This window comes from Geotalea uraniireducens Rf4 (assembly GCF_000016745.1).
Taxonomy (GTDB): domain Bacteria; phylum Desulfobacterota; class Desulfuromonadia; order Geobacterales; family Geobacteraceae; genus Geotalea; species Geotalea uraniireducens.
Genome location: NC_009483.1, coordinates 2368427 through 2383731 on the forward strand (window position 1 = coordinate 2368427; position 15305 = coordinate 2383731).

General features: G+C 55.5%; 7 protein-coding genes. All 7 read left to right on the forward strand.

All coding sequences use genetic code 11. From position 1 onward, the window contains the following. The first annotated feature begins 22 nt into the window (after nucleotides 1–22). The 7 genes from GURA_RS10290 to GURA_RS10320 all read left to right on the forward strand — a co-directional run bounded on the left by GURA_RS10290 (nucleotide 23) and on the right by GURA_RS10320 (nucleotide 14923). Nucleotides 23–760, forward strand: coding sequence for an RNA methyltransferase (locus tag GURA_RS10290; RefSeq protein WP_011938923.1), 738 nt, complete (start codon nucleotides 23–25; stop codon nucleotides 758–760). Beyond that, a complete protein-coding gene (locus GURA_RS10295) occupies nucleotides 757–1035 on the forward strand; it encodes a SemiSWEET family sugar transporter (RefSeq protein WP_011938924.1) in 279 nt (92 codons plus the stop codon). The genes GURA_RS10290 and GURA_RS10295 overlap by 4 nt, the downstream gene beginning before the upstream one ends. A 30-nt stretch (nucleotides 1036–1065) precedes the next feature. Further along, nucleotides 1066–1650, forward strand: a complete 585-nt coding sequence (locus tag GURA_RS10300) for a LemA family protein (RefSeq protein ID WP_011938925.1) — start codon at nucleotides 1066–1068, stop codon at nucleotides 1648–1650. A gap of 74 nt (nucleotides 1651–1724) precedes the next feature. Further along, complete coding sequence (locus GURA_RS10305; protein ID WP_041245389.1) at nucleotides 1725–2576, forward strand: TPM domain-containing protein; 852 nt, start codon at nucleotides 1725–1727, stop codon at nucleotides 2574–2576. 308 nt (nucleotides 2577–2884) lie between these two features. Next, a complete protein-coding gene (locus GURA_RS10310; protein ID WP_011938927.1) occupies nucleotides 2885–3520 on the forward strand; it encodes a TPM domain-containing protein in 636 nt (211 codons plus the stop codon). Nucleotides 3521–3878: 358 nt separating this feature from the next. Continuing rightward, nucleotides 3879–8669, forward strand: a complete 4791-nt coding sequence (locus GURA_RS10315; protein WP_011938928.1) for a CxxxxCH/CxxCH domain c-type cytochrome — start codon at nucleotides 3879–3881, stop codon at nucleotides 8667–8669. A gap of 47 nt (nucleotides 8670–8716) precedes the next feature. Continuing rightward, nucleotides 8717–14923 (forward strand): fibronectin type III domain-containing protein, encoded by a 6207-nt coding sequence (locus GURA_RS10320; protein WP_011938929.1) that lies wholly within the window; start codon nucleotides 8717–8719, stop codon nucleotides 14921–14923. Nucleotides 14924–15305 lie beyond the last annotated feature (382 nt).

Genomic DNA, 15305 nt, shown 5'->3' on the forward strand with positions numbered 1-15305 from the left:
AACAATGAAAAGGTAGAGATAGATGGATTCTAAGGGAACAATCGCCATAGTTCTGGTGGGGACCCAGAGCCCGGGCAACATCGGCATGGTCTGCCGCGCCATGAAGAACATGGGGCTTACAGACCTGCGTCTGGTGAACCCTTGCCAGGTGGATCATCCCGAGGCGCTGAAATTCGCAGTTTCTGCCCGGGATCTTCTGGACAGCGCCAGGATATTTTCAAGCCTCGAAGAGGCCCTTGAGGACTGCGAAATCTCCGTGGCTACGACGCGGAGGCATGGAAAATACAGGCAGGAGATATCGACCCCTGAGGAAATAGCGGCCAGGGTTAACGCGCAGGCAGGCATGCATCGCGTAGCCCTGGTTTTCGGCCGTGAAGACAGCGGCCTGACTACCGACGAAGTTGCCGTCTGTCGCTGGCAGTCGACCATCCCCACCGCCGATGATTATGGTTCGCTGAATCTTGCCCAGGCGGTGTTGATCTTCTGTTACGAACTGTTCAAGGACAAAGGCGTTTCACCTGCTTCCGAACCCAGGCCGCTTGCCGGTTCGGCAGCCATGGAGTCGCTCTATGGGCAGATGGAGCGGACACTGTTGCGTATCGGTTTTCTCAATCCGCAAAACCCTGCCCATCTTATGCGCACCTTGCGCCGCATTTATTCACGTGCTGAGCTTGATGAACGGGAAGTTGCGGTTTTACGCGGTATGATGTCCCAGATTGACTGGGCAGCCTCAGAATTCAAAGGGAAAAAAGGCTCATGAATATAACGCATCTAGGTCTGCTCGCAGGAGCCTTAACCAGTGCTGCAGCGATACCGCAGGTCGTCAGGACATACCGCACCAGGCAGGCGCGTGATATCTCCATCTGGCAACCGGTTCTCTTGAATATCGGCATGGTCTTGTGGCTCATTTACGGCCTTGTGATCGGTGATACACCTCTCATTGTCGCTAACATATTTTCTATTGTCTGTTATTCGTTCCTGATTGCCATGAAAATACTTTATAAAGATGATGACAAATCAACATCTTGTGTTTAAATTTCTATTATATCGAACTGAGGAGGGGTTATGAAGAGACTTTTGCTCGTATTACTCGCAGCCTTCGCTCTATCAAGCCTTTGTGGCTGCGGCTACAATACCATGCAAGCCCGGGAAGAGGCGGTTTTTGCCGCATGGGGGGATGTGGAGGCTGCTTACCAGCGCCGTGCCGATCTTATTCCCAATCTCGTCGAGGTGGTAAAGGGATATGCAAAGCACGAGGCGGAAACCTTGAAGGCAGTTACCGAGGCGCGGGCAAAGGTGGGTTCCGTCCAGGTTACAAAAGAGATGCTCAATAACCCCCAGGCTTTTGACAAGTTTCAGCAGGCACAGGGCCAGTTGTCCGGCGCGCTCTCCCGTCTGATGGTTGTCGTGGAAAAGTACCCGGATCTGAAGGCGAACCAGAACTTTCTCGACCTGCAAAACCAGCTGGAAGGGACCGAAAACCGGATCAATGTTGCCAGGGTCAGGTACAACAAGGCGGTGCAGGATTTCAACACCAGCATCAGGACATTTCCTAACTCTATGACCAATTCGCTGTTGCTCCACCTGACGCGCAAGGAGCCGTTCAAGGCTGAAGAAGGATCAAAAGTTGCGCCGAAGATCAAATTTTAGCAATCTGATAATGACATGTTCGAAGCATCCTCCCACCCCTTCCCTTAAAGGGAAGGGAAACAGTCAGGATGGTTATGAAAAAAATCCTCATCCTCATTCTGCTTCTGCTTGCCCCTTGCATGGCTTACGGCCTCGATGTTCCTCCTCTTCGAGGCCATGTCAACGACTACGCCGCAATCCTGTCGCCAACTACCGTCCAGGAGCTTGAACAACGACTCAGCGCATTTGAACAGAGCGATTCCACCCAGATTGTCGTGCTGACCATCCCGACACTGGCGGGTGAAAACCTGGAGGAATTTTCCATAAAGGTGGCTGAGACATGGAAAATAGGGCAAAAGGGTGTGGATAACGGTGTAGTGCTTCTGGTCGCAAAGCAGGAACAAAAACTGAGGATCGAAGTGGGAAGGGGATTGGAAGGAAAATTGACCGACCTGGTTTCCGGCCGGATCATTCGGGGAGAAATCGTTCCTCGATTCAAGCAAGGCGACTTTGACGGCGGAGTTGTAGCCGGCGTTACTGCCATCATGGCCGTGGCCAAGGGTGAGTACAAGGCTTCATCCAGTGACCTGCGCCACGGCAGGAAGAGCGCCCATCCCGTCTTTACCCTCGTTATTTTTGTTGGTCTTGCCGCTGTGTTTTTGGGTGCGTTGTCCAAAGTGCTGGGCGGAATCGCCGGCGCCGTCGGATTTCCCATTATTGCGCTCCTTACCTTTCCCGGTTTGTCGCTGCTGATACTGGCGTTATCGGCTGTGGCAGGATTTTTTCTCGGACTCTTGCTGAGTTTCCTCTTTAGCGGCGGCGGTTTTTTCGGCGGGCCGTTTATCGGGGGAGGTTTTGGCGGCGGATCATTCGGCGGTGGCGATTCGGGCGGTTTTTCCGGCGGCGGTGGCGACTTTGGCGGCGGCGGAGCTTCCGGGGACTGGTAGATTGCACATTATAGCGGGTGCGAGCTGTCGAATGTTCTGATTTGATGCAGCGGTGTCCGGTTAGTAACTTGCATAGGCTGATATTTTGTAAAAAAAGGGTTTCTGTAGGGGCGCGGCCTTGGCCCGCCCGCCTTTGACTGGTGTGAATAGAGCAACAAGGTCGGATTTGACGACAAGGGCGGGCCAAGGCCGCGCCCCTACGATGGAAAACAAAAGGCAATATAGGACGTTGGCCTTATGTGCAAATATCTAACCGGACAGTACTGGATTTGATGGGTTGTTCACGCATTTTCCCATAGGTACAAGATATGATAACCAAGAAAACTAAAGATTTTTTCACTGCAGAGGAGAAGGAGCGTATCCGCCAGGCGGTGGCTGCTGCCGAGGCCGGCACTTCAGGAGAGATTGCCACAATGGTCGTGGCTGAGAGCGACAGTTACCGTGAGGCACAACTCCTCGGCGTCATGTTTCTCTCCGGTTTCCTTGCCCTCGTCGTTTCCATAATCATCCGTCACGTGACGATCTGGTCTTATATTCCTCTCGTCTTTTTGCTGGGCCTTCCCGCTTTCTTTCTTTTTGTCCGTTTCCCCCGTCTGAAACTTGCCTTTGCCGGGCGAAGAAGGCTGAACGAAGCGGTCCGCAACAGGGCGGTAAAGGCCTTTTTTGAGAAGGGTCTTTATCGCACCAGGGATGAGACGGGTGTTCTCATATTCATCTCACTTCTGGAACGAAAGGTCTGGATCCTGGGCGACCGGGGCATTAATGCACGGATCAGGCCCGAATCATGGGGGAGTCTTGCTGCTGATCTGGCCGCCGGCATCAGAGGCGGGCGGGCCTGCTCAGCGCTTTGTGCCATTATCGCATCATGCGGCGAGGAACTCGGACGGTATTTTCCCAAAGGGACGGACATCGGTAATGAACTGCCGGACGAGGTGATCCTCTGAATGACCGCATGGTTTTTAGCTGTTCCCCCATGGAAGTCCCATTGTTGCTGTTTGTGGCTGTTAATTAATGTCTTGAGCTGATTGCAGCTATATTACAGCATGACTCAGTTATCCCACCACGTTTGATTACATTTTCGTATCATCCCTTTCAAAGTCACCCATCTTAATCTCTCGCCCCGTTGCACGGCTGTTGCCACCATAGGAAAGATAGATTTATATATATTCAACGGCATTGCAATTGCAACTTTGTTGTAGGGCACGTACGTCGAGTCCATTTTAAGCTTGAAATATGGCGTACGGAACGGCTTTTTACAGGGGGTGTACCTTGAGCAATGTTCAGGGGAAGGGTTGGCTGGCCATGATTTGGGCCATGTTGCTGTCGGCCATGTTTTTGTCAGCCGGAACGGCGGAAGCGTCATTGGTGTGCTACGACTGTCATGGGACACGAAGCACAGGAGACTACCGGCCTATTGATGCTTCTTATCGAAACATTTCAACCGGCGGATTTCAGGGAACCCATCGCAACCATCTTCCTCTCAATGCCAATGGCGAGAGTTGCACACCCTGCCATCCCGGGAGCGGTGCATATACCACCAGCCACCGGGACGGGCTGATACAACTATCCAACAACATCAAGAACTCTCCCTTGCCCGCCGTATACAACCATTACACCACTCCCTTTCCCCAGACTCCATCTCCCTCGCTCGGCTCCTGTACCAATGCCAATTGCCATTTCGAGTCAGTGACGCCGACCTGGGGGAGCGCATCTTTGATTGCACCGGCCGGATGCAGCACGTGTCACGTCTCGCCGCCGGGAGACGGCAATCATCCAGCGTCAAGCGGCGCCGGCAAAAAGCACGGTGATTACTTCGGCACGGACACCGGCAGTTGCGGCAAGTGTCACATCGATCACACCAGCGAAGCCAAACCGTTTGCCCATGCCACCAGCGCCGGCAAACGTCCCTTAATTGTTCAGTTCACAGCCGCCCCCAATGACAACGGCAGTTATAGCGGCGTTGTCAGCTATCCTGAGTATCTTCCCAGCCGGAATCCTTCGAGAAACGGCACCTGCACCAACCTTTACTGTCACAGCGACGGCAGTGGCGGCGTGGCGAAAACCACGGCCGTGTGGGGTGGAACGCTCGATTGCGCAGGCTGCCATGACAGTGCCGGCGATACCACAAGCCTCAGTGGCCGACATGGGAAACATACCGGCAATTCAGGCTACGCCTTTACCTGCGAGCGTTGCCACAAGGGGACCGTAAGCGGTAACGACGCCATCGTTGACATAACCAAGCATGTCAACAAAACTAAAGATATAGTTTTCAAGGAAGGCGGAAACTTTAACAGTACGGATAAAGGTTGCAGCAATACCTATTGCCACAGCAACGCTGCCGGTGGTCCTCCAACGATTCCCGTTAAATGGACTGATACCGCGTCGATGAAATGTTACTCCTGCCATAGGGGGCGGACGGTTGACAACACGGCGACTGACTGCGCACAGTTGGGCGGGACCTGGGATGCCGCAAAGGGGTTCTGCACTCCCTACCTGAATATGACCTCCAACGGCCATAGCAGACTGGTAGGTCCGCAATGGATCCGCAAGTATCCCTGCAGCTACTGCCACAACGCCACGCTTGATTCGTCCGGCAACATCATCGACAGGACCCGGCATGTAAATGGCGTGAAGGATGTGGTGATCGCCCCGCAATGGGCGATCGTCGGCAGACCTGCACCTGGCTACGACCCGAACGACAAGGTCTGTGACAACGTCTACTGTCACAGCGACGGTACTACAAACCCTGAAGACGTTCGCCATTTTGCCTGGACCGCACCCAAAACCGATTGCAACAGCTGTCATGGCCATCCGCGGGGAACGTGTTCCAATGCCGGTTGTCACGACGGCAGGGTTGACGTTTCAGGCAAGGTATGGACCATCAAAACCGGCTGGACAGCAGGTCAGGAGTGGAAGGCGGCGACCCCCATGTTCCCCAACCAGGGTACTGGGACGGCCCGGGCCAACTCCCACCAGCGTCACACGGACACCAATTTTACCTGCGACCAGTGCCATGCGGCGACCATAACCAACGGCATCTGTACCGATTGCCACGCCGCAGGCATTCCTGCCGGCAGCATGACCGAAGTATCCCATTTGAACGGCAACTTCCACGTCAACAAAACCAAGGATGTGGTTTTCAAACAGGGTGGTTCGTATAACCAGGTCAACAAAACCTGCTCCAATACCGCCTGCCATTCGGGGGGTACCGATCCGCAGTGGGGCGGGTCGGTCAACAGCGCGGTCATCTGTCTGACCTGTCACGGGACCACGGGTCCTGATGTGGACAGTTTCGGTTTCAATATATACAGTACCCAGACCAAGATCAATCTGACCGAATGGGTGACCAACGGCCATGGCAGGCCTACTTCTGCCGGTCCGTATCCGTCCAGCGGCAATCCGGCAGCCAACTTCCCCGGTAATCCCTGCTGGTACTGCCATGACAATAATGTGCTTCATAATGACGCGAACAATCCATTCCGACTGCGACAGCATGCCCAGTTCGCCAATCGTTTCGAGAAGGAGTGTGTTTACTGCCATATGGTCGGGCTCGACAGCGAATGCCTTTCCTGTCATGACAATAGCGAGTCCCTGGCGCCACAGCTTACCTCGTTAGCTGAAGATCCTTCCGCACAATGGCCTGACGGCACTGTTGCACCCCGTCCGGACCACAGGGGCATGACCGGAGGTGGCACGTCATGTCTGACTTCTTCCTGCCATTATGTTGATCCCGCTGATCCGACTAATGACCTTAAGCGGCATAACGCGGGAGCAGGGGGGTGGTCGGCCGCACAGCAGACCGATGTGAAGAATCAGTACACGATGATGGGGGTCTGCCTGAAGTGCCACGACGACGATACCGGCGGAAAATGCACAAGTTGCCATACGGCACCGCCCGACAATCCCATGAAGTACACCCTCGGTTTCGACCCCTGCACCGGATTCATCAAGCCCCAGATAGCGCGGGCATCATCGGTCCACTTCGGCTACAAGCACAACCGGGAATACCTGCAAGACGGCATCTGGAAGGGTGGCAAATTCTGCTGGGACTGTCACGACCCCCACGGCGACAGCAACATCTACATGATTCAGAACAAGGTCGCCACTTCCACAGAGGGCACTTTCGGCATTCCCCGGACCAGGGCAGACGTGGTCTTTACCAGAAAGCAGAGCGGGCTGGATTATGCCCGAATCACCGCCCCCTACAACGGTATCTGCAATGTCTGTCATTCCGCGGGAAGCCAGCATTACCGGGTCGATGGCGGCGATGGCCACAACGCCAGCAGGGTCTGTACCACCTGTCACGAACATCGATTCACCGACAGCCATGCCGATGACCAGCCGTGCAATACCTGTCATCTGAACAAGCCTGTGCCGCGCCATTCGGCATTCGGTCTGCCGCGGGACTGCACCAAGTGCCACAGCGGCACCATCGGCATGCGTATGGATGTCATGGGGCAGATGAAGGCCAATTCCCATCACGTCCAGGGTGTAACGGTCACCAACAAGCACTGTTACTCCTGCCATTGGGAGTCCACTCCCGAAGGGCTCATCGATGTCAAACACCACAGGGGGTATAACTACAAGAACTATTCATCGGTCAAGAATGCTTCAGTTGATCTCGTTGTATGGGGGCCGGGCGTCAGGCCGTCCATCTACAAGTTATACACGACCGCAGTTCAGTTCCTGGCGAGCAACATCGGCACGGCCAACGAGAGGACCGAATCGGCCAAGCTGACCAACGTCTGCATCAGCTGTCACAGCGACCAGAACAACGATACCCAGCCGTTCAACGACTGCAAGACGCCTCGGCAGTATGCCTGGGATCTGCAGAGCGTCGCTGCCCGCTATTCACAGACAGGTACAACTACCTGGGGCAAGTACAACTCCACCACCTATCCTAGCGCCAACCAGAAAGACAAGGTCATCAAGGCTTTCTCGGCACACGGCAATGCAGCATCCAACCAGGGTGGCTATGATCCTGCCAACGGTTTCGACGCAGCGATTCCGAACACGCGCGGCGGGGGGCAGAACGTGCAGTGTTTCGACTGCCACAGTTCCCACGGCTCCAAGGTGGTGGGGGTTACCTCCAGCTATGTCACCTTCAACGGCACACAGAACGGAGCGAACCTGAAGGAGACCCAGGCCGGCAAGGGTGGCTACAGCATGAGCTACAAGGCATCGGCCAATGCCGCTACAGGAGCAGTAAATCCTTACAATGCCGGGGCCGGTCAATGCTTCGACTGTCACATGAACCAGAATGCGGGCATCACCCCATGGGGGTATCAATCAACCTTCGGCGCGACTGCGCCGATCAAGGAGTATATGGATCCGGACAGATTTGGCGCTGCTACGCCTGCTTACATGCAGCGGTATCCATATAAAACAAAGCCGACTGCGGGTGGTCACCTCAAAGCGTCAAGCTTCCTGAACCATACGACGGCCGCACAGAACAAGATCAACGGTCTCTGCACGCCGTGCCACGATCCGCACGGGGTGAGTCCGTCGCTGGGTGCGAAACAGGCTTATGCCATCCCGATGCTGAAGGGGACCTGGATGACCTCGCCATACAAGGAAGATGCGGCTTTGTTGGACACCAATAACCCTCCGGGCGGTCAGCCGGTCCCTGATCCCACACCCGGCGTCTACACCGATCAGAAAACGTTTGGCGGGGCGCGGATAAGCGAAGACGACAGCCGGTTCGCCGGGCTTTGCCTGCGCTGTCATTACAAGAACAACCTGACTGACGGCATCAACAAGAACCAGCCATGGAAGAGCGTGGACCGGATCCACGAATCGGTCAAGGGATGGGGGGCGAACACCCAGCATTCTTATTCATGCTCAAAATGCCACATGCCCCATGCATCAGGCCTCCCCCGTCTCATGATGACAAACTGCCTCGACTTCAAGCACCGTGGGAGAGTGGCGTCAGGTGGGCAGGCGGGTTCCAACAGCGCGGCTTTCTATTATTGGTTTGACGATCAGCAAGTCCGCAGCGGCAGTTTCCCGCGCGGATTCGAGCAGGCAGGGGTGAACTGCCACCCGACCGGCGCCTGGCCGGACAACAGCTGGAATGCGGTGACGCCATGGTAAGCATAGGTCTTAAAATCAAGGAGTCGAAATTATCCGGAGATACGTCGATGAGGCAAATCGTCCCTGCCATTATGGCAAAGAATATCTGTGGAGCGATCTCCAGGCAATGGCTGGGCATGTTTCTGGCCTGCTTTATTTTCCTTGGCGTCATCTGTCAGGCTTTTGCTGCTGGAGGCGACATCGTCTGGCAGAAGGGCGATGCGCAAGCGGGGAAGCAGGAGTCGAAGTCTTCTGGGGTGGATTCTCTGGGGAGTGTCATCATCACCGGCTATCAGAATCTGACCGGTGACACCAATGATGACTACTACACCGTCAAGTTCAAGGCCGACGGTAGCGGTGTCGTTTGGCGAGCTTCGTACGACAAGGCAGGCGGTTCCGACCAGGCCACGGCGGTTGCGCTGGATTCGAACGACGACGTCATCGTCACCGGCTTTGCCTGGAACGGGCTCAACAAGGACATTCACATTATCAAGTACAGCGGCGCCACCGGCGCGGTCATCTGGCAACAAACCTATGACGGTTCGGCGCACGGCAACGACATCGGCGCATCGATCGCGGTGGACAGCCTCGATAACGTCTACGTGGCCGGCTACACCCAGAACGGCGATGGCAATGACGATTACCTCGTTCTCAAGTATACCCCCGGCGGTACCCCAGTCTGGCAGGCGGCCTATAATGGGGCCGCCAACGGCATCGACCAGGCAACATCCCTGGCGGTGGGGATTGACGGCGTCGCCGTGACGGGACAATCCTGGAACGGCACTGCATTCGACATGGCTACGGTGAAGTACGACTTCAGCGGAGCCAAGCTGTGGGAAAAAAGTTATTCGACCGGCGCAGGTACGTGCATCGGCAAGCAGACCAGTATGGACGCAGCCGGCAACGTGGTCGTTACCGGCTCTGCCTCAAACGCCATAGACCTGGATATTTACACCGCAAAATACAACGGCGCCACCGGCGCGATCATCTGGGGTAAAACTTATAATGGCGCCTACGACGATGAACCGAACGGACTCATAATTGATGCAACGGGTGATGTCTATATAACGGGCTATACCTGGACCCTCTCCGGGACCAACGATTTTTATACCGCGCGCTATAACGGCGGCACCGGCGCCCTCGTCTGGCAACAGTTATTTGATTCCGGCAACGGCAATACGGATTTGGCCATCGCTACCGGCATCGGGGTGGACCCTTCAGGTGATGTGTTCGTAACCGGTTATACCGTGGCAGCAGGGAACTATGACTTCCAGACCATCAAGTACAAAAAGGACAACGGCAATCAGCTCTGGCAGCAGAGCTTTAACGGCACGGCCAACGCGAACGACCGGCCGGTGGGGATCTGGGTCACGTCAACCGGAGATGTGCTGGTGACGGGATGGAGCGACAGCGGCGCAAACGATCTGGATTATTACGTCATCAAGTACGATCCGGGGGCGTTGAATCCTCCGACGAACCTCGCAGCGACCTCCCTTTCCAACACGAGCATCCAGCTTTCCTGGACGGACAATTCCGGCAACGAGGACGGCTTCAAGATCGAGCGGAAACTGGGAGAATACGGAACCTACGCCCAGATCGCCACGGTGGAGCCGAACACAACCACCTATTCCGACACGGGGCTTGCCGCCAACAACTACTATTACTATCGGATCCGTTCGTACAGCGCCGCTAACGGCGACTCCCATTACAGTAACGAGGCCCACGCCCTGACCGTGGTCGTGAACTTCCTTCCACCGGCTTGGAGCTATCTCTACAACAGCCCGGACAACATGGACGATTTTGCCAATGCCATTGCCGTCGGTCCCGACAACAATCCGGTGGTGACCGGTTACAGTCTGCGCACTGTCGGCGGGTTCGATTACTACACGGTCAAGTTGAACCGGGCGGACAAGAGCGTCATCTGGAGTCACCTCTACGATGATCCTGACAGCGAGATGGATGTGGCGAAATGCGTGGCGGTGGACAGTAACAACAGTGCCGTTGTTTCCGGATACTCTCAACTGTATTACGCCCCTGCCCAAGGTAACATCAACTCCATCTACACCGTCAAGTATCCGACGACTGGTCCTCCTGAGACATGGCACACCCAGTACAACGGTCCCGGAGCCATCGACGATCGGGCTACGGCTATTGCCACCACTACCGACGCGTCCGACAATATCGTGGTTATCGGCTACGGTAAGAACGCGGCAGGCAATGAAGACATCTATGTCATAAAATATCCATCATCGCCTCTCCTTGATCAGATGGGCAATGCTATTGCCGCCTGGGCCGCCACACCATTTGACGGCGACGGAGATGATATTCCGAGCGCCGTAGCAGTAGGGCCGGACGGCAGTGTCTACGTCACCGGATACAGCGAGTCAGCCTCGAATTCGAACATCTATAACTTCTTCACGGCAAAGTACAACGGGGCAAACGGAACACTCCTCTGGTCCGACATATACAGCGTGACGGCGGAAGGGGATAACCGGGGTAACTCCATTGCTGTAGATGCGTCCGGAGATCTTTATGTTACAGGTTCTGCAACAAATGCAGCCGGGAACAAGGATTTCTACACCATCAAATATAGTGGTACGAGCGCAACGGCACAAAGGTTGTGGGAGCGGCCCTTCGATGGACCAGCCAACGGCGACGACGAGGCGGTGGCAGTGAAGGTTGACCCCATCGACGGCGCCATCGTCGTTGCCGGAACCAGCCTTACCAATCCCGGTGACCACGACGTCGCCCTTATCAGGTATAACCCGGCCGGCGACGTGATCTGGCAGAAAACGTTGCAGAGGCCTGCCAATGATGACCTTGCGACGGCCATGGCAGTTGATTCATCCGGTTATATCTACATTGCCGGCAGCACCGGCAACGGTAGCGCGATAGACATCCTCTCCCTCATTTATGACTATGAAGGGACCTTTCTTGGGGCGACCTTATTTAACGGGGATGCTAACGGTAATGATGAGTCGAGCTCTATCGCCGCCAATTACCAGGGGGAGGCGTTCATCGCCGGGTACTCCACCAACGCAGGCGGCAACGCGGACTACGTGGTGCTGAAACAGACCAACAGCTACATCCTCGTCCCCGCACCGTTCACCGCCACCTCTCCGGCCGACTACAGCAAGGTCGACCTTGCGTGGGGGAACAACACCAGCGGCACGGGTTTTCTCATTGAGAGGACCCTTGGGCCGGTAACTCCTTCAAGTACCTGGACCCTCATAAATACCGCTTCACCCGGCACTACCAGTCATATGGATAGCGGGCTCAATGCCGGTACCCAATATTGCTACCGGATCGAGGCGTTTAATGGGAGCCTCATTTCCCGAAAGCTCATATCATGTACAACTACCACATTGCCGACGCCAACCCTGAATCAGTTAGTTACAGTATCGGCTACGGCAATAGATGTCAGCTGGAACAACGTTGCCGGAAACACCGGCTACAAGCTGGAACGGAGCGCTAACGGCATTACCTGGACCCAGGTGGGGGGGAATCTTGCCGCCGACACAACCGTCTATCACGACACAGGTTTGACCTCCGGAACCGTATATTTCTATCGGGTGAGCACCATCAGCGGCGCCGGCACCTCTCTGGCGAGTACCATCCAGGCTGCTCCTGTGCTCAATGCCCCCACGGGAATAACGTCAGCCAAGGTAGACCTGTCGTGGCCTGCTGTCACCGGAGCCACCGGCTACAAGCTGGAGCGTAGCCCGGACAATACGACGTGGACGCAAATCGCCACACCGGCCCCGAATGCCACAAGTTACTCGGACACCACCGTCTCCTCGGGAATTCTCTATTATTACCGAATCAAGGCAGTAAGTGTTACTGGAGACTCCGGCCCCAGTCTTGTCCAGTCGACCATGACCAAGCTTAAGACCCCGGTCCTCAGCACTCCGACGGCCACATCCTCTACCCAAATCGCACTGGTCTGGACCGACCTGAACGGCAACGAGACAGGGGTCACCGCCGAGTACGCCGCCTGCAACCAAAACAATCCCAACACGTGTGCCAATGTTAACTATGACCCGTATTGGGGCGCCTGGACTCCGGTGACCTATGAGGCCAATACTACCACCGCCACTATCGCCAGCCTGACCCCTGGCCGCACTTACCGGTTCCGGGTGACGGCGACACTCACCGGTGCCAACTCCGACCCGAGCACCGTTATGGCAGGCACCACCATCCTCGTCGGGCCCACGAATTTAACTGCGACGGCGGCCACCAGCAGCACCGTCACCCTTACCTGGAGCGATATCCTTGGTGAGACGAATTACCGGGTGATCAAGGATGGCGCCGTCCTGACCGGCACCGGCCTGCCGTTAGGACAGCAGGCAACCACGTACACGGTCACCGGCTTGAGTCTCAACACCCAGTACTGCTTCAATGTAGAGCCCTATAACGCTACCAGTTACGCTGACAGCAACCAGTCGTGCATCACCCTCTATGGGCCGCCGACGCTTGATTCCGTAAGCGCCGTATCGCAGAGCGAGATTGACCTGGCATGGACCGACGTGAGCGGCGAGACCGGCTACGAGGTATGGCAGAGCCAAGCTACCTATCCGTCTAGTCCTCCGGCCAGTCCCTCCACCGGGAGTTGGAATGCTTACACCAACCTGACAGCAACACCGCTTGATGCGGATTCAACGTCGTATCCCAAGACCGGGCTCTCGGTCGGCTATACCTACAAGTACAAGATACGCTACAAACTTCCCGACGGCAGCTTTTCGCCATACAGCAACGAAATCATGGCAACGACAATTCCTTCGACGCCGAGCCTGAGTACCTCCGTGGTTTCCATATCGCAAATCAACCTGAGCTGGGGCAATGTTAACGGTGAGACCGCTTACAACATGCAGACGAAAGCACTTTCAGGAGCAAGCTGCACCACCGAGGACTGGACCGGCATCTCCTCCACACCGTTGGCCGCGAACACGACATCCACTGCCGTTACAGGGCTTACGGAAGGAACCAGCTACTGCTTCAGGATAAATGCATCCAATTCTGCGGGAGCATCTCCCTGGAGTACCGCAGTAACCCAGACGACCCTCCTTCCTGCGCCGACCCTGGATGCGTTGACCGGCGTCACCCAGTCGCAGATCAGCCTCTCCTGGAACAACGTTACTGGGAACAACGGCTACAAGGTGGAGCTGAGCACGAACAATATCTCCTGGTTGCAGATTGCCACGCCAGCTGCCAACGTGATTACTTACAACGACAGCAATCTGATGCCCAACCAGATCTACTATTACCGGGTGTCCACTAAAAACAGCGCCGGAAGCTACTCCTCGCCCCAGAGTAACGTGCTGAACGCCACAACACTTCCCGTTCCCTCTCCCACCCTGAATACGCTCACAGGGATTACCACGAGTCAGATCACCCTTTCCTGGAATGATGTGGCGGGCAATGTCGGCTATAAGGTTGAGCGCAGTCTCGATAACATCACCTGGACCCAGATCGCCACGCCGGCTACCGGGGCGACGAGCTATCCCAATACCGGCCTGTCTGCCGGCACCCTTTACTATTACCGGGTATCCACCAGGAACAGCATTGGCTACTACTCCGCCCCGAGCAACGTGCTGTCTGCAACCACGACATCGTCGGCACCGATAGTTACGCTCAACCTGGTAACGGAAGCGCGCATCGACCTCAACTGGCAGGTCGTTCTTGGCGCCACAAACTACAAGGTCATGCGGTCGATCGGCACGGGTGGTCCATGGAGCCAAGTAAACAACTTGTCTATCGTATATACAACCCTTTACTGCGGGTATTATTCGACACCAACCATCGGCTGCCCGACCCTGGTGCCGGCATACACTTCATTTCCTGATGCATCTTTGACGGAAGACACCCAGTATTGTTACCAGCTCATGGCCTGGAACGCGACCGGCGGCGATTCGGCGCCGAGCAATACGGTATGTCTGAAAACACCGGCTGTGGGCGGTCCAATCCTGACAGCGGTCACCCCCCTTAATTCGTCGAAAATTCAACTTGACTGGACGTACAATCCGGCAGCTTGCTCGCCCGATCCCTGTGATACCCCGGACGGTTTCGAGGTCTGGCGGCAACTGTTGAGTGGGGAATGGGCGCTCGTTACAACGTTGCCGAATATCTCCACTTACACCGATACTACCGCCATAGAACCTTTGAAAACCTATACTTACCGTGTGCGGGCTTATAAGGGCTCGGATGAATCGGCGTACAGTAATACGGTGGGTGCTTCTACTCCGGCTTTCTCAACTGTGGATGGTACCTGCCCCTGATAGCAGCGTGCTGGTAATGTAGGGTGATTACCGATATTACGGCGTTAAAGGAGGTGACGTTAACGGTGATAAAAATGAGATACGTACGACCAAAGGTTGTTGGAAGTAGTACAGTTCATCCCTGTTGAGTGCGAGTGCTGGAGAGAAAATGCATTCGGACTATTGACGGGTGCTATTTAGTTGTTACGGGGCGGCTCTCAAGTCGCCCCATTTTCTTGTCCAGCGTAGCGGGTAAACCCGGACTGTCGAAAGAAACAGGCGTCACCCTTTAACGCACTGTACAAAAGCAGTTGAGCGGCCGAGAATTATCAACTCGACAACTTAATAATTTAAAGGTATGTATAATCCCTGTACGCAGAATGCGGATATATAGAGTGCTGAA

What these genes read in the sequence shown, in the direction of transcription:
- GURA_RS10290 (WP_011938923.1), top strand. Translation starts at nt 23, where the DNA reads ATGGATTCTAAGGGAACAATCGCCATAGTTCTGGTGGGGACCCAGAGC.
- GURA_RS10295 (WP_011938924.1), top strand. Translation starts at nt 757, where the DNA reads ATGAATATAACGCATCTAGGTCTGCTCGCAGGAGCCTTAACCAGTGCT.
- GURA_RS10300 (WP_011938925.1), top strand. Translation starts at nt 1,066, where the DNA reads ATGAAGAGACTTTTGCTCGTATTACTCGCAGCCTTCGCTCTATCAAGC.
- GURA_RS10305 (WP_041245389.1), top strand. Translation starts at nt 1,725, where the DNA reads ATGAAAAAAATCCTCATCCTCATTCTGCTTCTGCTTGCCCCTTGCATG.
- GURA_RS10310 (WP_011938927.1), top strand. Translation starts at nt 2,885, where the DNA reads ATGATAACCAAGAAAACTAAAGATTTTTTCACTGCAGAGGAGAAGGAG.
- GURA_RS10315 (WP_011938928.1), top strand. Translation starts at nt 3,879, where the DNA reads ATGATTTGGGCCATGTTGCTGTCGGCCATGTTTTTGTCAGCCGGAACG.
- GURA_RS10320 (WP_011938929.1), top strand. Translation starts at nt 8,717, where the DNA reads ATGAGGCAAATCGTCCCTGCCATTATGGCAAAGAATATCTGTGGAGCG.